Source organism: Sphingomonas sp. Leaf30, from assembly GCF_001422525.1.
GTDB lineage: Bacteria > Pseudomonadota > Alphaproteobacteria > Sphingomonadales > Sphingomonadaceae > Sphingomonas > Sphingomonas aerolata.
In genome coordinates this window covers 465,289-485,994 of the sequence record NZ_LMKZ01000001.1, presented here as the reverse complement: position 1 = coordinate 485,994, position 20,706 = coordinate 465,289, and the positions used below count along the sequence as shown (strand labels likewise).

Annotated in this window: 19 protein-coding genes; 7 read left to right on the top strand and 12 right to left on the bottom strand. The window is 68.5% G+C overall.

What is annotated here, in order from left to right; translation table 11 throughout:
• Positions 1-18: 18 nt before the first annotated feature.
• Positions 19-1,302, bottom strand: a complete 1,284-nt coding sequence (murA, locus tag ASE89_RS02350; RefSeq protein ID WP_031440515.1) for a UDP-N-acetylglucosamine 1-carboxyvinyltransferase — start codon at positions 1,300-1,302, stop codon at positions 19-21.
• 121 nt (positions 1,303-1,423) lie between these two features.
• Between murA and ASE89_RS02345 the strand changes: the two genes are divergently transcribed.
• Positions 1,424-2,212 carry a Crp/Fnr family transcriptional regulator gene (locus ASE89_RS02345; RefSeq protein WP_082451192.1) on the top strand — a complete coding sequence of 263 codons (789 nt, stop codon included), beginning with the start codon at positions 1,424-1,426 and terminating at the stop codon, positions 2,210-2,212.
• A 54-nt stretch (positions 2,213-2,266) separates the two neighbouring features.
• On the opposite strand, the gene clpS is transcribed toward ASE89_RS02345, so the two are convergent.
• From clpS to ASE89_RS02330, 3 genes are all read right to left on the bottom strand, one after another.
• Complete coding sequence (clpS, locus tag ASE89_RS02340) at positions 2,267-2,653, bottom strand: ATP-dependent Clp protease adapter ClpS (protein WP_056407432.1); 387 nt, start codon at positions 2,651-2,653, stop codon at positions 2,267-2,269.
• A 239-nt stretch (positions 2,654-2,892) separates the two neighbouring features.
• Positions 2,893-3,627, bottom strand: a complete 735-nt coding sequence (phaP, locus tag ASE89_RS02335) for a phasin family protein (RefSeq protein ID WP_168427529.1) — start codon at positions 3,625-3,627, stop codon at positions 2,893-2,895.
• A gap of 307 nt (positions 3,628-3,934) precedes the next feature.
• Positions 3,935-5,692, bottom strand: coding sequence for a PHA/PHB synthase family protein (locus ASE89_RS02330; protein WP_056673663.1), 1,758 nt, complete (start codon positions 5,690-5,692; stop codon positions 3,935-3,937).
• A gap of 282 nt (positions 5,693-5,974) precedes the next feature.
• Between ASE89_RS02330 and ASE89_RS02325 the strand changes: the two genes are divergently transcribed.
• Both ASE89_RS02325 and ASE89_RS02320 read left to right on the top strand, forming a co-directional pair.
• On the top strand, positions 5,975-7,183 hold the full coding sequence (locus ASE89_RS02325; RefSeq protein WP_056673660.1) for an LL-diaminopimelate aminotransferase: 1,209 nt from the start codon (positions 5,975-5,977) through the stop codon (positions 7,181-7,183).
• A gap of 164 nt (positions 7,184-7,347) precedes the next feature.
• Positions 7,348-7,776, top strand: coding sequence for an acyl-CoA thioesterase (locus tag ASE89_RS02320; protein WP_056673656.1), 429 nt, complete (start codon positions 7,348-7,350; stop codon positions 7,774-7,776).
• 4 nt (positions 7,777-7,780) lie between these two features.
• Here ASE89_RS02320 and ASE89_RS02315 read toward each other — a convergent pair whose 3' ends face one another.
• Positions 7,781-8,182 carry a winged helix-turn-helix transcriptional regulator gene (locus tag ASE89_RS02315; protein WP_236701641.1) on the bottom strand — a complete coding sequence of 134 codons (402 nt, stop codon included), beginning with the start codon at positions 8,180-8,182 and terminating at the stop codon, positions 7,781-7,783.
• A gap of 236 nt (positions 8,183-8,418) precedes the next feature.
• Here ASE89_RS02315 and ASE89_RS02310 point away from each other — a divergent pair, with 236 nt between their 5' ends.
• The 3 genes from ASE89_RS02310 to ASE89_RS02300 all read left to right on the top strand — a co-directional run bounded on the left by ASE89_RS02310 (position 8,419) and on the right by ASE89_RS02300 (position 13,920).
• Entirely contained in the window at positions 8,419-10,539 is a 2,121-nt protein-coding gene (locus ASE89_RS02310) for a RelA/SpoT family protein (protein ID WP_031394869.1), read from the top strand.
• 514 nt (positions 10,540-11,053) lie between these two features.
• Positions 11,054-12,865 (top strand): DUF885 domain-containing protein, encoded by a 1,812-nt coding sequence (locus tag ASE89_RS02305; RefSeq protein ID WP_056673647.1) that lies wholly within the window; start codon positions 11,054-11,056, stop codon positions 12,863-12,865.
• Between the two features lie 62 nt (positions 12,866-12,927).
• Positions 12,928-13,920: a glycosyltransferase family 2 protein gene (locus ASE89_RS02300; RefSeq protein ID WP_056673644.1), complete on the top strand. Its 993-nt coding sequence runs from the start codon at positions 12,928-12,930 to the stop codon at positions 13,918-13,920.
• Positions 13,921-14,453: 533 nt separating this feature from the next.
• On the opposite strand, the gene ASE89_RS02295 is transcribed toward ASE89_RS02300, so the two are convergent.
• Entirely contained in the window at positions 14,454-15,182 is a 729-nt protein-coding gene (locus tag ASE89_RS02295; RefSeq protein WP_056406929.1) for a class I SAM-dependent methyltransferase, read from the bottom strand.
• 16 nt (positions 15,183-15,198) lie between these two features.
• A complete protein-coding gene (locus ASE89_RS02290) occupies positions 15,199-15,603 on the bottom strand; it encodes a GtrA family protein (protein ID WP_236701591.1) in 405 nt (134 codons plus the stop codon).
• Between the two features lie 112 nt (positions 15,604-15,715).
• Between ASE89_RS02290 and ASE89_RS02285 the strand changes: the two genes are divergently transcribed.
• A complete protein-coding gene (locus tag ASE89_RS02285) occupies positions 15,716-17,506 on the top strand; it encodes a hypothetical protein (protein ID WP_056673642.1) in 1,791 nt (596 codons plus the stop codon).
• A gap of 259 nt (positions 17,507-17,765) precedes the next feature.
• Here the strand turns inward: ASE89_RS02285 and ASE89_RS02280 are convergent, their stop codons facing one another.
• From ASE89_RS02280 to argB, 5 genes are all read right to left on the bottom strand, one after another.
• Positions 17,766-18,386: a MarC family protein gene (locus ASE89_RS02280; protein ID WP_031440980.1), complete on the bottom strand. Its 621-nt coding sequence runs from the start codon at positions 18,384-18,386 to the stop codon at positions 17,766-17,768.
• Complete coding sequence (gene folD / locus ASE89_RS02275) at positions 18,383-19,273, bottom strand: bifunctional methylenetetrahydrofolate dehydrogenase/methenyltetrahydrofolate cyclohydrolase FolD (RefSeq protein WP_056673639.1); 891 nt, start codon at positions 19,271-19,273, stop codon at positions 18,383-18,385. The genes ASE89_RS02280 and folD overlap by 4 nt, the downstream gene beginning before the upstream one ends.
• A gap of 10 nt (positions 19,274-19,283) precedes the next feature.
• Positions 19,284-19,580, bottom strand: coding sequence for a DUF167 domain-containing protein (locus ASE89_RS20130; protein WP_056673637.1), 297 nt, complete (start codon positions 19,578-19,580; stop codon positions 19,284-19,286).
• Positions 19,577-19,879, bottom strand: coding sequence for a YggT family protein (locus tag ASE89_RS02265; RefSeq protein WP_031395935.1), 303 nt, complete (start codon positions 19,877-19,879; stop codon positions 19,577-19,579). The genes ASE89_RS20130 and ASE89_RS02265 overlap by 4 nt, the downstream gene beginning before the upstream one ends.
• Positions 19,880-20,099: 220 nt before the next feature.
• The coding region (gene argB, locus ASE89_RS20950; RefSeq protein WP_201781518.1) for an acetylglutamate kinase at positions 20,100-20,706 on the bottom strand (607 nt) is incomplete at its 5' end.

The following is a 20,706-nucleotide window of genomic DNA, read 5'->3' as shown; positions in this document are numbered from 1 at the left end:
CGTCCGACGCCCGAAGCCTCACCCGTCGCTCGCCCGCTCGATATCCGCACCGACCGCGCTGAGCTTCTCCTCAAGCCGCTCATACCCCCGGTCGAGATGGTAGACCCGCCCAACCGACGTCTCCCCATCCGCCGCGAGCCCAGCCAAAATCAGGCTCATCGACGCGCGCAGGTCGGTCGCCATCACCGGCGCGCCGACCAGCTTGTCGACGCCGCGCACCACCGCGGTACGGCCGCGCACCTGGATGTCCGCGCCCATCCGCGCCAGCTCGGGCACGTGCATGTAGCGGTTCTCGAAGATCGTCTCGGTCAGCACGCTCGCGCCGTCCGCCTTGCACAGCATCGCCATGAACTGCGCCTGCATGTCGGTCGCAAAGCCCGGATAGGGCGCGGTCGACAGCGTCAGCGGCTGGAGATGCCCGTCCGACGCGACGCGGATGCCGTCCTTGGTCGGGGTAACGCTCACCCCCGCCTCGACCAGCGCGTCGAGCGTCGCGCCCATGTCCGACGCGGTCACGCCGGTCAGCTCGAGGTCGCCGCCGGTGATCGCCGCCGCGCAGGCATAGCTGCCCGCCTCGATCCGGTCGGGCATCACCGCATAGGTCGCGCCGTGCAGCCGGTCGCGACCCTCGATCGTCAGCGTCTCGGTGCCGATCCCGTCGATCGACGCGCCCATCGCGACGAGGCAGCGGCACAGGTCGACGATCTCGGGCTCGCGTGCGGCATTCTCGATCACGCTGGTCCCGCGCGCGAGCACCGCCGCCATCACGACATTCTCGGTCGCGCCGACCGACACGATCGGGAAGCGATAGCGCCCGCCCGTCAGCCGTCCGCCCGGCGCGGTCGCCTTCACATAGCCCGCCGCCATCTCCAGCTCGGCGCCGATCGCCTCGAGTGCGCGCAGATGCAGGTCGATCGGCCGGTTGCCGATCGCGCAGCCGCCGGGCAGCGACACCGTCGCCTCGCCACCGCGCCCGAGCAGCGGCCCGAGCACGAGGATCGACGCACGCATCTTCCGCACGATGTCGTAGGGCGCCTCAGTCGAGGTGAGATTGCCCGCGCGGATTGTCATCACCCGCCCGAAATCCTCAGGGCGCGTCCCCTGGATCGCGGTCGACGCGCCCAGCTGGTTGAGCAGATGCCCGAACCCGTCGACGTCGGCCAGCCGCGGCAAATTGCGCAGCGTCAGCGGCTCCTCGGTCAGCAATGCGCAGGGCATCAGCGTGAGCGCGGCGTTCTTCGCGCCGGAAATGGGCAGGCGCCCGGTCAGGCGGTTGCCGCCGCGAATGAGAATACGGTCCATCCCCGGCTGTCTATCGCCCCGCACGATCCGCGCAAGCCCGGCCGCATGGCGGGCCTGCGTCCGCAGGCGCGCTTGGCGGTCAACCAAATGTGGCTCATACCGGCCCTATTGATCGACTTTAATGCGTAAAATCGAGGGCTTTGCTCTTTGGGGCGCGGACGGGGAGCCGATTAGAGTGCCGCACAGCTGCTTCGCCGAACGTCTCGGCGATTACATCACCTTGACCGAGAGCGAGACCGCGGCACTGACGCGCCTCGAGGAGCGCCCGCGCGACCTGCGCCGCGGCACGATCCTGCTGCGCGAGCACGACCCGATGGCCGAGCTCTTCATCCTCCAGCGCGGCATGGCGATGAGCTATGTCCTGCTCGACGACGGCAGCCGCCAGATCCTGCGCTTCCTGTTTCCCGGCGACATGCTCGCGGTCTCGGCGCTCGTCTACCGCGACTCGCCCGAGACGATCGTCGCGATGACCGACCTGACCGTCTGCCCGTTCGACCGGACGCTGATGGCCGGGCTGCTGACCGAACATCCGCGGCTCGCCGCGGTCATCATGGTGATGAACCAGATGGAAAAGGTCGCGCTCACCGACCGGCTCGCAGCCCTCGGCCGGACCTCGGCCAAGGTCCGCGTCGCCGCGCTGCTGCTCGAGATCCGCAACCGCATCCGGCTGACCGGACAGGCCGCGACCACCGATTTCGCGCTGCCGCTCACGCAGGAGGAGATTGGCGACGCGACCGGGCTGACCGCGGTCCATGTCAACCGCATGCTCCGCCAGCTCGAGGAGGACGGGCTGATCGCGCGTGGTGCTGGCCGCGTGTCGTTCACCGACGAGACCGCGCTGCTGCGCGCCGCCAATTATGTGAACCGGTTCGACGGTCTCGACCTGCGCTGGCTCCCGCCCGCGCGCTGACCCGCCGGGCTCAGTGCCGGGCCTAGCACCCGACGCGCCCTCAAAACCGTGCGATCAGGCCTTTTCGAGCGTGCACTGCAGCGGGTGCTGGTTCTGCTGCGCGAAATCCATCACCTGGCTGACCTTGGTCTCGGCAACCTCGTAGCTGAACGTCCCGCACACGCCGACGCCCTTCTGGTGGACGTGGAGCATCACCCGCGTCGCCGCCTCCATGTCCATGCGGAAGAAGCGCTGCAGGCACAGCACGACGAATTCCATCGGCGTGTAATCGTCGTTGAGCATCAGCACGCGGTACGGCGTCGGCTGCTTGGTGCGCGACCGCGTCTTGGTCGCGATGCCGACATTTCCCCGGTCGTTGCCGCCGGAATCCCCGGTGCCGTCGGAGTTCCCGTCTTCGGCACGGATCCCGTCTTCAACACGGCTATAGCGTCGCTCGGTCATCGTCATCGGAACCAGTATTTTCGGTGTCAGCGCCATGACGTGAAAATATGGCACCTGATGGTCGAAGAGCAAGCCCCGCCCGCTAAAAGGGCAACCTATGAGGCCCGGCAAAAGGGCCCGTCACAAGCGCCCGCCAGCAGCGCCCACGCAAAAGGGGCAGGCAAGGGATCCCCTGCCTGCCCCTCCCGTCTCGCGTCCGGCGGGGGACGGCGCCCGCGGCGCCGACCCCGGTCACCGGCTCAGTTGGCGATCTTCAGCTTCTCGGTCGCCAGCGCGACCCGGTTGGACAGAGGCTGCGTGATCTCGCCCGCCATCTTCATCATCATCTCGGTCGAACGCGCGCTGTCCGCGATCAGCGTGTCGAACGCGGTGCGCATGTAATCGCCCTGCAGCTTCATGAACTCGGTCGGCGACTTGGCTGCGGCGAGCGTCTTCATCGCCTCGGTCGCGCCCTCGAACGACGCCTTGGCATAGGCCGAAACCTCATGCCCCAGCGTCTCGGCGCCCTTGGCGGCGATCTTCGACGATTCGACGATCGCCTCGATATTGCCCTTGGCGAACGCATTGGCGTCCTCGAACGCAGCCGCGCTCTTCTCCATCGCGCCCTTCGCGCGGGTCGAGAGGTCGGCGAACATTGCCTGGGTCTTTTCGATCGTGCCGGTGTCGAAATTCATCATGCCATCCTTTCCTGTACGCGCCGCTCCGACGGGAACGACGATGTCTGCTGGTGTCGAAACGGGTGTTGCAAGCGGCACCGCGACGCCGGTCACGGCGGGCGGCACCTCGTCGGTGCTCACAGGCTGCGCGTCGTCGGACGCGGCGGGCTGCGCCTCGTCGGGGCTCACGGGCTGCGCGGCAATGTCCGCCGCAGCAATCCCCGCCGCCCCCTCGACCGGGGCGACCGCCATCTCGGGCGCAGTCTCGGGAGGCGCGACGGGCGCGGTCTCGGGCGGTGCGATTTCGAGGGCTTGCACGGTTGCCGGAGCAGGCTCGACAATCGGGGTAGGCTCCGTGACCGGGGCCGTCTCAACCGCCGCGACCATCTCGGCCGGGGGCAACGCGACGGGCTTGGCGACTCGCTTGGCTCGCGCCGGCGCGACGGATTTGACCGTCCCGCGATCGCCCGACTTCGAACCAGACCCCCGCATCACATCTGCCCCCGCCTTATCGTGTTGCGTCGCAATATATCACAGTTGCAACGCCCCGACAATCGTCATTGTGCAGTGCAATATATTCCCCGATTCAACGTGTTGGTTAACGGGCGCTGGACGCGGCCTGCGCTCACCGCATCCGCACATAGTCGCCCGGCGACTCGCCAAGCGCGGGCAGCGCGCCTTCGCCCGGGATCCGCGCCCCCGTCGCCGCGACCGTCTCGTCCCCCATCGCGCGCAGCCACGCGACCCAGTCGGGCCACCAGCTCCCCTTGGTCTCGACCGCCGCGGCGACGAATTCATCTAGGCTCGCCGGCGTGTCGGTGCTGGCCGGATCCAGCGTCCAATATTGATATTTCCCCGCGGCGGGCGGGTTGACCACGCCCGCGATATGCCCCGACCCCGCCAGCACGAAGCGGACCGGCCCCGACAGCGCGGTCGTCAGCTTCCACACGCTCGCCGCCGGCGCGATATGATCCTCGCGCCCCGCCTGGACATAGGCGGGCGTCGTCACACGGCCGAGGTCGACCGGCGTGCCGTCCACCACCATCGCGCCCGGCTCGACCAGCAGATTGTCGCGGTACAGGTCGGTCAGATAGGCCTTGTGCCATTTCGCCGGCAGATTGGTCGTGTCGCCGTTCCAGTGGAGCAGGTCGAACGGCACATAATCCTTGCCGAGCAGATAGTTGTTGGTGACGTAATTCCAGATCAGGTCGCGCCCGCGCAGCAGGTTGAACGTCGCCGCCATGTAGCGCCCGTCGAGAAACCCCTCGGGCGACAGCGTGCCGAGCAGCGCGATCTGCTCATCGTCGATGAAATGCGCGAGCTCGCCCGCATCCGCGAAATCGACCTGCGCCGTGAAGAAGGTCGCGCTCGCCACCCGTTCCGCCTGTCCCCGCGCGCTCAGTACCGCCAGCGTCGCGGCCAGCGTCGTCCCCGCCACGCAATAGCCGATCGTGTGCACCGCGGGCACGTCGAGCAGGCTCCGCACCGTCTCGATCGCCTCGATCTGCGCGGCGACATAATCGTCCCAGATCACGTCTTTCATGCTCGCGTCCGCGGACTTCCACGACACCATGAAGACGCTCAAGCCCTGCTCGACCGCCCAGCGGATGAAGCTCTTTTCGGGGTTCAGGTCGAGGATGTAGAAGCGGTTGATCCACGGCGGAAAGATCACCAGCGGCGTCGTCTGCACGCGCTCGGTGGTCGGCGCATAATGGATCAGCTCGTAGAGCGGCGTGCGCAGCACGACCTTGCCCGGCGTCATCGCCAGGTTGCGGCCCAGCTCGAAACTGCCCTGTGCGGTGTGGCTGAGCTGCCCGCGGCCGATGTCCGCCATCATGTTCTGCAGGCCCTGCAACAGGTTGGCGCCGCGCGTCTCGATCGTCTTCTCGATCACCTCGGGGTTGGTCAGCGCGAAGTTGGTCGGGCTCATCGCATCGACGAAGCCGCGCGTCGCAAAGCGCAGCTGCTCCTTCTGCCGCGGCTCCAGCCCCTCGACCGCGTCGACGCTGCGCAGCATCTGGTCGCCGATCGTCTGGTAACTCTGCCGGATCAGGTCGAACACCGGCTCGCGCCACTGCGCCGCCTTGAACCTCTTGTCGGTCGCGGGCCCGGGCTCGGGCGGGGGCGCCGCGCCGCCCCCCGCGGGCACCAGCATCTGCTGCCACAGCGCAAAGCCGTCCCGCCAGAAATCGCGCACCCGCGCAATCGTCGCCGGATCGTTGAACCCCGGCACCACCATCGCCTCCGGCACCGCCGCATCGAGCGGCGCGGTGATCGCATCGAGCCCCTGCGCCATCATCATCTGCTGCGCCCGCCCCATCACCCAGGTCCAGTGCTGCAACTCGGCCAGCGTCGGTGCGGCAATCCCCGGCGTCTCGGACATGGGCAACCTCTCCTTTTGCCCAAGCCTAACCCACTCCCCCACCCGGCGAAAGCACCCAGCCATCCTCCCCTTCCGTCATCCCCGCGAAGGCGGGGATCCAGACTGGCAAACGCCGCGACTCATCGGCAAACGCATAGACTATGGATCCCCGCCTCCGCGGGGATGACAAAGGGCGGGCACGCCGCCTCCACCCCCCACCTTTCCCACCAGAACCCAAACGCGGTGGATGACGCCCCCCGCGGCATACGGTACAGCACCCCTTCCTCCAGCTCGGGGCCGATCATGTCCGACGATTTCTACCGCATCAAACGCCTGCCACCCTATGTCATCGCCGAAGTGAACGCGATGCGGGCGGCGGCGCGGGCGGGCGGCGAGGACATCATCGATCTCGGCATGGGCAATCCCGACCTGCCGCCGCCCGAGCACGTCATCGCCAAGCTCGTCGAGGTCGCCAGCAAGCCCGGCGCGCACGGCTATTCGCAGTCGCGCGGCATTCCCGGTCTCCGCAAGGCGCAGGCCAATTACTATGGCCGCCGCTTCGGCGTCGACGTCGATCCCGAGACCGAGGTCGTCGTGACGATGGGCTCGAAGGAAGGGCTCGCCAGCCTCGCCACCGCGATCACCGCGCCCGGCGACGTCGTGCTCGCGCCCAACCCGTCCTATCCGATCCACACCTTCGGCTTCATCATCGCCGGCGCGACGATCCGCGCGGTGCCGACCACCCCCGACGACGCCTATTTCGAGAGCCTCGAGCGCGCGATGGCGTTCACCGTGCCGCGCCCGTCGATCCTCGTCGTCAACTATCCGTCCAACCCGACCGCGGAGGCGGTCGACCTCGCCTTCTACGAACGGCTCGTCGCCTGGGCGAAGGAGAACAAGGTCTGGATCATCTCCGACCTCGCCTATTCCGAGCTCTATTATGACGGCAATCCGACCCCCTCGATCCTCCAGGTCAAGGGCGCCAAGGACATCGCGATCGAGTTCACCTCGCTCAGCAAGACCTATTCGATGGCGGGCTGGCGGATCGGCTTCGCGGTCGGCAACAAGACGCTGATCGCGGCGATGAGCCGGGTGAAGAGCTATCTCGACTACGGCGCCTTCACCCCGATCCAGGCCGCCGCCTGCGCCGCGCTGAACGGCCCGCAGGACATCGTCGCGCGCAACCGCGAGCTCTATCACAAGCGCCGCGACGTGCTGGTCGAAAGCTTCGGCCGCGCCGGCTGGCACATCCCCTCGCCGCGCGCCTCGATGTTCGCCTGGGCGCCGCTCCCGCCCGCGCTCGCGCATCTCGGCAGCCTCGAATTCACCAAGCAGCTCCTCACCCACGCGCACGTCGCGGTCGCGCCCGGCGTCGGCTACGGCGAGAATGGTGAGGGCTATGTCCGCATCGCGATGGTCGAGAACGAACAACGCCTCCGCCAGGCCGCGCGCAACGTGAAGCGCTACCTCCAGAGCATGGGCGTCAACACCCCCGCCCAAGGCGCCGGCTGACCCGCCGCCCCCAGCCGTCATCCTGTGACGAACGTCAGGACCCAGAGCCAAGCAGCACGCCGCCCGTGGCTCTGGATCCTGGATCAAGTCCAGGATGACGGCGTGGAGAGACGCGCCCCCCGAAAGGTTGACGCCACCCCCCGCCCCAGCCATCCCCCAAAGCCATGACCCGCCCCGGCTTCGCCTTCTCCACCAGCTTCCGCGTCCGCTACGCCGAGATCGACGGGCAGAAGATCGTCTTCAACTCGCGCTATCTCGAATATGCCGATGTCGCGATCACCGACTTCTGGGACTGGAGCGGGATCGCCGCCGCGGTGCCCGGCTGGGACGACACCGAATTCAACGTCCGCCGCACCGAGATCGACTATCTCGCGCCCTTCCGCCTCGGCGACACGATCGCGGCGCATGTCCGGATCGAGCGGGTCGGCACGTCGAGCCTCACCAAGCGGATCGAGCTGACGCATGCCGCTACCGGCGCGCTCCACACCGTGATCATGATGGTCAGCGTCCATGTCGATCTCGCGACCGGCCGCCCCGCGAGCCTGCCGCCCGCGATCCGCGACCATATCGCGCGGCTCGCCACTCCCGCCTGACCGCTCAGTCCGTCGCGCCGATCTCCCCCGGCAGCGCCCAGATCAGCTCGCCCCGGCCCAGCACGCGGCCGTCATGCGCGCGCACCGCGACCTGTTCGATCGGCTGCCGGTCGCGCGCGTCGACCAGGATCGGGAAGGCCGGGATCCGCGTCTCCCACCGCTCGCCCCATTGCCGGAGCGCGATCATCGTCGGCAGCAGTGCGAAACCCTTTTCGGTCAGGGCATAGGCGATCTTGCGGCGATCCTCGGGCAAGGGCCGCCGCGCGAGGATCCCGTGCTCGACCAGCCGCGCGAGCCGGTTCGCCAGGATGTTGCGCGCGATGCCCAGCTCGGCCTGGAATTCCTCGAAATGATGCAGCCCGTTGAACGCCGCGCGCAGGATCAGGAACGACCAGCGCTCCCCCATCGCCTCGAGCGCCGCCGGCAGGCTGCATTCCCGCAGCGGCTCGCGCAAAATCCCCCGCGAAATTCCCCGCGAAGTTCCCCGCGAAATCCCCCCCGAAATCCCCATCGTCCCGGCTCCCCCCGACCCCGGTCTAGCCTATCGCATTCCGCCGCGCGATGCGCTCATCGAGTGCGTCTATCACGGTGACCGGACGCTTTTGGTTGCAAAGCAACACGCTGCGGCCCCATCTATGTTCCGTGTTGCGCCAATATGAACTCGTCGATCGAGTCCTCGATTACGATCCCGATGCCGACGAGGCCCTGCTGAACCGCGCCTATGTGTTTTCGATGCAGGCGCACGGGTCGCAGAAGCGTGCGAGCGGCGATCCCTATTTCAGCCATCCGATCGAGGTGGCGGGCATCCTCACCGATCTGCATCTCGATGACGAGACGATCGCCACCGCGATCCTCCACGACACCATCGAGGATACCGTCGCCACACCCGAGGAGATCACGCGGCTGTTCGGCCCGTCGGTCGCGCGGCTCGTCGACGGCGTCACCAAGCTCAGCAAGATCGAGGCGCAGACCGAGAACGAGCGCGCCGCCGAAAACCTGCGCAAGTTCCTGCTCGCCATGTCCGACGACATCCGCGTGCTGCTGGTGAAACTCGCCGACCGGCTGCACAACATGCGCACGCTGCATCACATCGCCAAGCCCGAGAAGCGCCGTCGCATCGCCAAGGAGACGATGGACATCTACGCGCCGCTCGCCGAGCGGATCGGCATGTACGAGTTCATGCGCGAGATGCAGACGCTCGCCTTCGAACAGATCGAACCCGAGGCCTCCGAATCGATCAACCGCCGGCTCGAGCAGCTGAAGGACGGCGACGGCAACCGCATCGCCAAGATCGCCTCGGGGCTCAAACTCGTGCTGTCGCGCGCCGGCATCGAGGCGGAGGTCGCGGGGCGCGAGAAGCATCCCTATTCGATCTTCCGCAAGATGTCCGAACGGCACATCAATTTCGAGCAATTGTCCGACGTGATGGCGTTCCGCGCGATCGTCCCGACCGAGGCGGACTGCTACGCCGCGCTCGGCATCATCCACCAGCGCTGGCCGATGGTGCCCGGCCGGTTCAAGGATTACATCTCGACGCCCAAGCGCAACGGCTATCGCTCGCTCCACACCAGCGTGATCCATGCCGACAATGCGCGTATCGAGATCCAGATCCGGACCGAGGCGATGCACGCCCAGGCCGAATTCGGCCTCGCCGCGCACTGGGCGTACAAGCAGAAGAGCGGCGGCCAGACGATCGGCGGCGGCGAGCATCAGGTCAGCTGGATCCGCGACCTGGTCGAGATCCTCGACACCGCCGAAAGCCCCGAGGAGCTGCTCGAACACACCCGGATGGCGATGTACGCCGACCGCATCTTCGCCTTCACCCCCAAGGGCGAGCTGATCCAGCTGCCCAAGGGCGCGACGCCGATCGACTTCGCCTATGCGGTCCACACCGATCTCGGCGACCAGGCGGTCGGCGCGAAGATCGACGGCCGCGTCGTGCCGCTCTCGACCGTGATCGAAAACGGCAACCAGGTGCAGATCCTGCGTTCGAAGGGCCAGTCGCCGCAACCGCACTGGCTCAACGTCGCGACCACCGGCAAGGCGCTCGCCGCGATCCGCCGCCATCTGCGCCACAAGGAGCGCGTCGAGCAGGAGGCGCTCGGCCGCACGCTGTTCGACGACATCGCCTCGCGCCTTCCCGCGCCGATCGGCCCCGACGCGACCGAGCCCGCGCTCAAGCGGCTCAAATTCGCCGACGAGGGCGCGCTGATGGTCGCGATCGCGCGCCGCACCGTGTCCGACGAACAGGTGATGGAGGCGCTGATGCCGGGCTCGACCGGCGCCGATCTCGGCCATGCGGTCGCGCCGCAGTCGAGCGCGATCTCGATCAAGGGGCTGACGCCGGGCGTCGCCTATGACCTCGCCACCTGCTGCCACCCGGTGCCGGGCGACCGCATCGTCGGGCTGCGCCGTCCCGATGCGGGGATCGAGGTCCATGCGATCGACTGCCGCGTGCTCGCCGAACTCGCCGAACGGACCGAGAACGAGACCGACTGGGTCGACGTCGCCTGGGGCGAAAAGACCGAAGGCGCGGTCGCGCGCATCTCGGTGATGGTCAAGAACGAGCCCGGCTCGCTCGGCGTGGTCGCGTCGATCATCGGCACGCACATGGCCAACATCATCAACCTCCGCCTCGACACGCGCGACACCAGCTTCCACACCAACGAGATCGACGTCGAGGTCCACGACATCCAGCAACTCATGCGCCTCATGGCCGGCCTCCGCGCCGCCGACGCCGTCAACACCGTCGAACGCGTGTAAGGGAAAGCGGCCCGCCCCCCGCCGTCCTCACCCCAGTCCCCGACCCCCTCGCCGTCAACCCCGCGGAGGCGGGGATCCAGACTGGCGACCGCCGGCGATCCATCACCAACCGCATAGCCTATGGATCCCCGCCTCCGCGGGGATGACGGCGCGGGCAGACACTCCCTCACCCCGCCCCCGCCGACGAAGCGCGCGAACGTGCCCCCCACCCCACCGTCATCCTGACGAAAGTCAGGATCCAGAGCCAAGCAGCGCGACGCCCGTAACCCTGGATCCTGGGTCGAGCCCAGGATGACGAAAGGGGAGAGCCACCCCTCCCCCGTCATCCCCGCGCAGGCGGGGATCCAGACTGGCTACCGCCGGCGATCCATCACCAACCGCATAGACTATGGATCCCCGCCTCCGCGGGGATGACGACGCGGCAGGACACGCCCCGTCACTCCCACGCCCCCCGCGCTTGCCCCGCACAATTCCCCGGCTACTATCCACCCCAACACCCCGGGGGACCCATCACATGAACCGTCGCGCCTTCCTCTCGTCCGCGAGCATGCTCGCCACGCTCGCCCTCCTCCCCCGCGCCGCCCTCGCCGCCGGCGCCACCCCCGGCGACGCGAAGCTCGACGCGCTCCTCACCTCGATCTTCGACGCGAACCTCAAATACGCCCCCGAATTCGCCACGCAGCTCGGGCTCGACAAGGGCGCGAACGCCGCGCTGAAAAGCCGGCTCGGCGATTACACCCCCGGCGCGGTCAGGGCGAACCTCGCGCGCACCACCCGCACGATCGCGCAGATCGAGGCCGTGCCCCCCGCCATGCTCTCCGACGCCGGCCGCCTCAACCGCGAGGTCGTGCTCTATTCGCAAAACCAGCAGCGCACCGCCGCCGAAAAATTCGGGCTCGGCTCCCCCACCAACCCCTATGTCATCAGCCAGCAGGACGGCGCCTATTTCGACGTCCCCGACTTCCTCGACAGCGCGCACACGATCAAGACCGCCGCCGACGCCGACGCCTATTGCGCGCGCCTCGACGCCTTCGCGACCGCGCTCGACGGCGACACCGCGACGCAGGCCGAGCGTGCGAAACGCGGCCTCGTCGCCCCCGGCTTCTCGCTCGACCTCGCGCTCGGCCAGATGGCGGCGCTGCGCGCCCCCGCGCCCGCGCAAAGCGGCCTCGTCACCTCGGTCGCGACGCGCACCAAAGCCGCCGGGCTGACCGGCGACTGGGACCGCCGCGCCACCGCGCTCGTGACGGACAAGGTCTATCCCGCGCTCGACCGCCAGATCGCGCTGGTCAAGCAGCTCCGCACCACGGCCCGCGCCGAGGCCGGGCTCTGGGCGGTCCCCGGCGGCGACGCGATCTACGCCGCCGCGCTCGCCCAGGCGACCACCACCAACTTCACCCCCGACGAGGTCCACAAGCTCGGCCTCGACCAGGTCGCGCAGATCGGCGCCGAACTCGACACCATCCTCAAGGCGCAAGGCCTGACCAAGGGCAGCATCGGCGCACGCCTCGCCGCCTTCAACGCCACCCCGGCACAGCTCTATCCCGACACGCCCGCCGGCCGCACCGACCTCATCGCCGGGCTCAACACCGGGCTCGCCGCGATGCAGGCCAAGCTCCCCCAGGCGTTCATAAACCCGCCGTCCGCCCCGCTCCAGATCCGCGCGGTCCCGACCGATATCCAGGACGGCGCCTCGAACGGCTATTACCGGCTCGCCGCGCTCGACGGGTCGCGGCCCGCCATCTACTTCATCAACCTGAAAAGCGTCGCCGACTGGCCCAAATACACTTTGCCCTCGCTCACCTATCACGAGGGCGTGCCGGGGCATCATCTCCAGCTCAGCCTCGTCGCCGGGCTCGACACGCCGCTGCTGCGCAAATTCTCGTTCTTCGGCGCCTATGTCGAGGGCTGGGCGCTCTACGCCGAACAGCTCGCCGACGAGCTTGGCGGCTATGCCGGCCCGATCGAACGCGCAGGCTATCTCCAGTCCTTCCTCTTCCGCGCCGCGCGCCTCGTCGCCGACACCGGCATCCACGCCAAGCGCTGGACGCGCGAACAGGCGACCGACTATTTCGTCGACACCGTCGGCTTCGCCCGCCCCCGTTCGCAGCGCGAGATCGAGCGCTACTGCACGATGCCGGGCCAGGCCTGCAGCTACAAACTCGGCCACATCAGCTGGCTCCGCGCCCGCGACACCGCGAAGAAGATCCTGGGCGACAGGTTCGACGTGAAGCAGTTCCACGAAGTGCTGCGCGACGGCGCCGTCCCCCTCACGATCCTCGAACGCCTCGTCGAAGCCCGCGCCACCGCGCTGGCCAAGGCCTGACGCTTAATCCTCCCCCAAGAACAAACGATGACGCCGCGCGCGGGGGCGGCTAGAGAGCGGGGATGCACCGTCCCGCGCTCTCCGTCGTCGTCCCCTGCTACAACGAGGCCGCCTGCCTCGACCTCCTCCACGCGCGCATATCGGGCGCGGCGCAGAGCGCGGTCGGTGAGGATTACGAGATCGTACTGATCAACGACGGCTCGCGCGACGACAGCTGGTCGGTGATGCAGCGTCTCGCCGCCGCCGATCCCCGGCTCGTCGCGATCAACCTGTCGCGCAACCACGGGCATCAGCTCGCGCTCACCGCCGGGCTCGACCTGTGCGCGGGCGAGCAGATCCTGATCATCGACGCCGATCTCCAGGATCCCCCCGAGCTTCTCCCCCAGATGCGCGCCGCGATGGCCGAGCAGCAGGCCGACGTCGTCTACGCGGTCCGTCGCCAGCGCGCGGGCGAGACGGTGTTCAAGAAGGCCACCGCCGCCGCCTTCTACCGCCTGCTGACCAAGATGACCGACACGCCGATCCCGGTCGACACCGGCGATTTCCGGCTGATGAGCCGGCGCGCGCTCGACGCGTTCCTGTCGCTACCCGAACAGGCGCGCTTCATCCGCGGCATGGTCGCCTGGATCGGTTTCCGCCAGGTCCCCTTCGCCTATGACCGCGCCGAGCGGCATGCGGGCGAGACCAATTATCCGCTCGCCAAGATGATGCGCCTCGCCTTCGACGCGGTCACCGGCTTCTCGACCGCCCCGTTGCGCTTCGCCAGCCATGCCGGCCTCGCGCTCACCGGCGTCTCGCTGCTGCTGTTCGTCTACATCGCGATCGGCTGGCTCTCGGGCAGCGCGGTGCAGGGCTGGACCTCGACGATGCTGGTGACGGTTTTCCTCGGCGCGGTGCAGATGTTCGTGCTCGGCATGATCGGCGAATATCTCGGCCGGCTCTACGTCGAATCCAAGCGCCGCCCCCTCTACATCGTCGCCGACATCGCCGGCCCCATCCAGGGCAAAGCCACCCTAGGCTTCCGCGCCGAACCGACCGAAACCCCCGTTACTTAAAAAAGCCCCTCCCCTTCAGGGGAGGGGTTGGGGTGGGGCCCCACCCCGCAAGCACCGGCTCGCAAAGCCCCCCGTTCGTGCCGAGCGAAGCCGAAGCACCCCCCGGCACGCACCCCATACCTGAGCCCCCACCCCGGCGAAGGCCGGGGCCCAGCTGCGAAGGCCAGAGTAACGAAGCGCAACCGCCGTCACAACGGTCCCCCAACTGGACCCCGGCCTCCGCCGGGGAGGAATTGGAGAGACGTCACGGGCGAAACCCACCCAACCGCAGCACCGCCCCCACCCCCCGTTCGTGCTGAGCGAAGCCGAAGCACCCCCCGGCACGCACCCTACACATGAGCCCCCACCCCAGCGAAGGCCGGGGCCCAGCTGGGAAAGCCAGAGTAATAAAGCGCAGCGCCCGTCAGCACCGTCCCCCAACTGGACCCCGGCCTACGCCGGGGAGGGATCGCAGAGGGATCGTGCGAACCACACCCAACCGCTCCACCGCCCCACACCCCCGTTCGTGCTGAGCGAAGTCGAAGCCTCACCCCCTACCCAGGCACCGCCAGCGTCACGATCGAAACCCCCGGCGTCATCGGCACGCGCCCGACCAGATGCCGCTCTAGCCGGAAGATCCGCTCGAACAGCGCATTCAGCGGCTTGGCGGGCGGCGAATCGTCGCTGTCGTCGCGGCCTGACAGCCGCCCGGCGATCCGCGCCGCCGCCGCCAGCGGGAACAGCAGCGAATTGAAATAGCCGAGCTTGTCGGGCTTCAGCCCCGCCGCCGCGATCGCCGTCTTCAGCGTCGCCTTCGAATAGCGGCGATGGTGATGGTTGACCGTGTCGTGCGCGCTCCACAGCCACTGGTGGGCCGGGACCGCGATCAGGATCTTGCCACCGGGCGCGAGGCACTGCGCCATCGCCTTCAGCGCCGCGACGTCGTCCGCGATATGCTCGACCACGTCGAGCACCGCGATCAGGTCGTAATGCCCGCGCGGCACCCCCGGCAGCTCGGGGAGCGGCGCCGCCCCGACCGGCTTGCCGAGCCGTGCGCTCGCGATCTCGCGCGCCGCCGGGTCGATCTCGATCGCGTCGATCTCGCCGAACCCCGCCAGCATCGGCAGGTTGTGCCCGGTCCCGCAGCCGATCTCGAGGATCTTCGCATCCGCCGGCAGGCCGCCATAGCGTGTCAGATAATCCGCCAGGATGTCGCGGCGCGCGCGGTACCACCAATGCGTGGAATCATGCGCGGCCATCCGGTCGTAAACGATGCGGTCCATCAGCAATCGGCCATAATCAAGAGAATACCCAGAAGCGGTTGAGCACGAACGTCACGATCGCGGCAAGGAACACCGCGGGGACGAGCGGCACCCACGGATGCAGATGGAGGAACGCGGTCCCGACCCAGGTGATCAGCGCGTTGAGCGCGAGCCCCGTGCCCTGCACCAGCACGAACTTGACGTGCTTCGCCCCGCCCGGCTCGGCGGCATGCCCCTTGAAGCTCCACCGGCTGTGCAGGAAATAGCCCGCGGTCACCGCCACCGCAAAGGCGAACGGCACCGCCGCGACCGCCTGCTCGGGCGGAAACACGAACTTGGTCAGCGGCAGATAGACGAGCGAATAGATCACGCTCGACAGCCCGCCCGCAATCCCGAAGCGGAAGAGCTGGCCGAGCACGCCGCTCGCCCGCATCTGGTCCATCTGTCGCCTGATCGCCTGCATGCCCGCCTTGTTCTTTACACGCGCGTCGATACAGCGGCGCTCAACGTCACGCCCCGCGCATTAGTCCGCGCGCGGTCAGGAGGAAAGCGTTTTGGATCAGCCCCACCAGTCCCCATGGCAGCGGGGGCGCGACCTGCTCGATCGCCACTGGGTCGCGTTGACGCTGCTGGCATGGCTCGGCGTCGCCGCCTGGTCGCTGGCCGACCGCTGGGGTCAGGTCCGCTGGCTGTCGCTCGGCGATACCGACGACAATATGCGCCTGATGCAGGTCCGCGCGTGGCTGGACGGCCAGGGCTGGTACGATCTGCGCCAGTACCGGATGAACCCGCCCGCGGGCTTCGACATCCACTGGAGCCGGATCGTCGACCTGCCGATCGCCGGGCTGATCCTGTTCTTCCGCCTGTTCACCAGCAACAGCTGGGCCGAACGGCTCGCCTGCGGGATCGCGCCCTTGCTGCCGCTGTCGATCGCGATGCTCGGCATCGGCGCGACCGTGCGGCGGCTGATCCACCCGCTCGCCTGGCCGCTCGCGATCCTGTTCCTCGTCGGCGCAACCGCGACGATGCTGATGTACATGCCCGAACGCATCGACCATCACGGCTGGCAGCTCGCGATGCTCAGCCTCACGCTCGCCGGCCTGTGCGACCCGCGCGCGAGACGCGGCGGCGCGCTGGTCGGGATCGCCAGCGCGGTGTCGCTGTCGATCGGGCTCGAACTCCTCCCCTATGCCGCGATGGCCGGCGCGATCATCGCCCTGCGCTGGGTCTGGGACCGCGCCGAGGCGCCGCGGCTCGCGGTCTATGCGCTGACCTTGGGTGGCGGCAGCACGCTCGGTTTCGCGCTCTTCGCCTCGAACGCGAACCAGGCGATGCGCTGCGACGCGCTGACGCCCGTCTGGCTCAGCGTGATGATCGCGGCCGGAATGCTCCTCTTCCTGCTCGCGCGCTTCGGCCCGGCATCGCGCGGGGTGCGGCTCGCGCTCGCGGTCGCGGCGGGCGCGGCGATCGTGATCGGCTTCGCGCTGATGTTCCCGCAATGCCTCGCCCGGCCCGAGGGCGTCTCGCCCGAGCTTCAGCGCAACTGGCTGAACAATGTCCGTGAGGCGAAACCGATCTACAAGCACAGCTGGCGCACCGGCGTCGCGATCGCGACGCTGCCGGTGATCGGCCTGCTCGGCGCGCTGTTCGCCGCATGGCGCGCACGCCGCCGCCCGAGCGCGATCGGCTGGGTCGCGGTCGCGCTGTTCACCACCTTCGCCGTCCTGATGCTGTTGTGGCAGGTCCGCGCGGGTCCCGCCGCGCAGATGCTCGCGGTCCCCGGCGGCGTCGCGCTTGCGTGGGCGATCGTCCCCCGGCTGCTCGGCCACCGCTCGATGCTGGTGCGCGTGCTCGGCACCGCGGGCGCGCTGGTGATCGTCTCGGGCTTCTTCGTCGGCATCGCGCTGAAGTACGTCCCCGTGGGCAAGCCCAAGGGCTATGAAAAACGCGTCAACATGGCGACCGGCAACTGCCTGCGCACCACCGTCCTCCTCGCGCTGAACAAATACCCCGCGCAGACGATCTTCACCTTCGTCGACATGGGCCCGCGGCTGATCACGATCACGCACCACAATGCGATCGCCGGCCCCTATCACCGCAACGGCGCCGCGATCCTCGACGTCCAGCACGCCTTCGGCCGCACCCCCGACGAAGCCCACGCGATCATCAAGCGCCACGGCGCGACCCTGTTGCTGCTCTGCCCCAACGCCGCCGAATCGACCAACTACAAGGCCCGCAGCCCCAACGGCTTCTACGCGCAGATGGCAAAGAACAAGGTCCCGGCCTGGCTCACCCCGCTCCCCCTCCCGGCCAAATCCCCGCTGCGACTCTTCAAGGTCGACTGACCCCGCCCCCAACCGTCATCCCCGCGAAGGCGGGGATCCAGACTGGCAAAGGCTGCGAGTCATCAACAACTGCATAGACGATGGATCCCCGCCTCCGCGGGGATGACGTAGCAGGGGGTGGGCACACCGTCTCCTCACCTCCCCCCGTCATCCTGACGAAAGTCAGGATCCAGAGTTACGCGCGGTATCGGTTTTGGCTCTGGATCCTGACTTTCGTCAGGATGACGGCAATCGGCGCACCGCGCACGCCGACCCCAACCTACCGCAACACCACCGACAACCCATCCAGCACGAACTGCACCGCCAGCGCCGCCAGCAGCACGCCGAGCAGCCGCGTGATCACCGCCTCGATCTTCGCCCCCAGGATCCGCATGATCGGCCCCGCCGCGAGCAGCGCGACCAGAGTCAGCAACAGGATCGTCACCATCGCCGCCAGCACCACCGCCGAGCGCTCGATCCCGCTGTTGCGGCTCATCAGCAGCATCACCGACGCGATCGAACCCGGCCCGGCGATCATCGGCATCGCCATCGGGAAGATCGACACGTCGTCGGCTTCGGGATCGCTCGCGACCTTGGCGGCGCGATCCTCGCGGCGTTCGGTGCGCTTTTCGAACACCATTTCCAGCGCGATCAGGAACAGCATGATCCCGCCCGCGATCCGGAAGCTCGCCAGGCTGATCCCCAGCCCCTTGAGTAACGCCTCGCCGAACAGCGCGAACACGAACAGGATCGCCGCCGACACGCCGACCGCGCGGAACGCCATCGCGCGCTTCTGCGCCGCCGACGCGCTCGCCGACAGCCCGGCATAGATCGGCGCGCAGCCCGGCGGATCGATCACAACGAAGAAGGTGATCAGCGACGAGATATAGAGCTCGATCATGCGCCGGCCCGGTCGAGCGCCGCCTCGTCGATCGCGACACCTTCGCGCCGCCCGGCGGACACCAGCGTATTGCGCAACAGGCACGCGATCGTCATCGGCCCGACGCCGCCGGGCACCGGCGTGATCGCGCCCGCAACGCCGGCCGCGCTCGCAAACTCGACATCGCCGACCAGCCCGGCCTCGGTCCGGTTGATGCCGACGTCGATCACGGTCGCGCCGGGCTTCAGCCAGTCACCCTTGATCATCTCGGGAATCCCGACCGCGGCGACGACGATGTCCGCGGCGCCGACATGCGCGCGCACGTCGCGCGTCCGGCTGTGCACCACGGTCACCGTGCAGCTCTCGCGCAGCAGCAATTGCGCCATCGGCTTGCCGACGATGTTCGACCGGCCGACGACCACCGCCTCCATCCCGCTCAGGTTCGGCACGACGCTTTTCAGCAGCATCACGCAGCCGAGCGGCGTGCACGGCACGAACCCCGCCGAACCCGTCGCCAGCCGCCCCGCATTGATCGGGTGGAAGCCGTCGACATCCTTGTCGGGATCGATCGCCGCGATCACCGCCTGCTCGTCGATATGCTTTGGCAGCGGCAGCTGGACGAGGATCCCGTCGATCGTCGGATCGGCGTTCAGGTCCGCGACCAGCGCGAGCAGCGCCTCGGCCCCGACATCGGCGGGCAGCCGGTGCTCGACGCTCACCATCCCCGCCTCGCGCGTCGCCTTGCCCTTCGATCGGACATAGACGTTGGACGCAGGGTCCTCGCCGACCAGCACGACCGCGAGCCCGGGCGCGCGGCCCGCCACTGCGGCAAAGGCGGTGACGCCGGTGGCGATACGGGCCCGGAGGCCGGCGGCGAAGGCCTTGCCGTCGATGATGGTCGCACTCATGCCCGCCGTCCTAAAGCGCGGCGGCGATTTCCGCCAGCGCAGGCGTGTCGCCCGCGACATGCAGGCGTTTCAGCCGCGCGGTCTCGCCCGCGACGATCCTGACCGCGCGCTTGGGCACGCCGAAGCTCTTGGCGACCAGCGCGATCAGCGCGGCATTCGCGGCGCCATCGACCGGCGCCGCCGCCAGTCTCGCGGCCAGATGCTCCGGCGTCCCCGCCGCCAGCGCATCCCGCCCGCCGCGCGGCGTCACGCGGACCGCGATCGCCAGACCGCCGTCCACCGCACGCCAGGCGGCCGGTTCGTTCACAGCCCGGGGGCGAGCAGGCTCTGCGCAATGTTGGGCACGACGATGTTGGTCAGGATGTACAGGATCAGCAGCACGACGAGCGGCGACAGGTCGAGCGTGCCGAAATCGGGCAGAATCCGCCGGATCGGCCGATAGAGCGGCTCGGTGATCCGCTGCAGCGCCTCCCATACCGACCGGACGACATTGCTCTGCGTGTTGATGATGTTGAACGCGATGAGCCACGACATCACCGCCTGGATCATGATGACCCACCAGACGAGGTTGAGCAGCAACTGGACGATCTGAAGAAGGGCGAGCAAGGCAAGGGTCTCCGCTGGTGTATGCCTTATATAAGGCAGCGGACCGACAACGAGAACCCCGCCCGCCCCAAACAACCCCCACCCGTCATCCTGACGAAAGAAGAGCGTCCCCCTGCCCCAACTCCGTCATCCTGACGAAAGTCAGGATCCAGAGCCAAGCAGCACCACGGCCCGTGACCCTGGATCCCAGGTCAAGCCCGGGATGACGGCAGAAAGCCCCCTACCGCGCCCCACCCCGCGCACTCACCAGCGTCCCCGCCCCCTGCCGCGTGAAAATCTCCAGCAGCATCGCATGCGGCACGCGCCCGTCGATGATCACCGCCGCGTCGACGCCCGATCCGACCGCCGCGACGCAGGTCTCGAGCTTGGGGATCATCCCCCCCGTGATCGTCCCGTCGGCGCGCAGCTCGGCGATCTTCGCCGGATCCAGATCGGTCAGCAGCTCGCCCTGCTTGTCGAGCACGCCGACCACGTCGGTCAGCAGGAAGAACCGCGCCGCGCCCATCGCCGCGGCGATCGCGCCCGCCATCGTGTCGGCGTTGATATTGTAGGTGTGGCCGTCCGCACCGATCCCGATCGGCGCGATCACCGGGATGATGTCCGCGGCGATCAGCGTGTCGAGGATCGTCCGGTCGACCGCGATCGGCTCGCCGACGAACCCCAGGTCGACATGCCGCTCGATCCCCTGCAGCTTGTCGGGCTCGCGCCCGTGCCCGACCTTCTGCGCGAGGACGAGGCCGGCGTCCTTCCCCGAAATCCCGACCGCGCGGCCGCCCGCCTGGCCGATCCAGCCGACGATTTCCTTGTTGATCGATCCCGCCAGCACC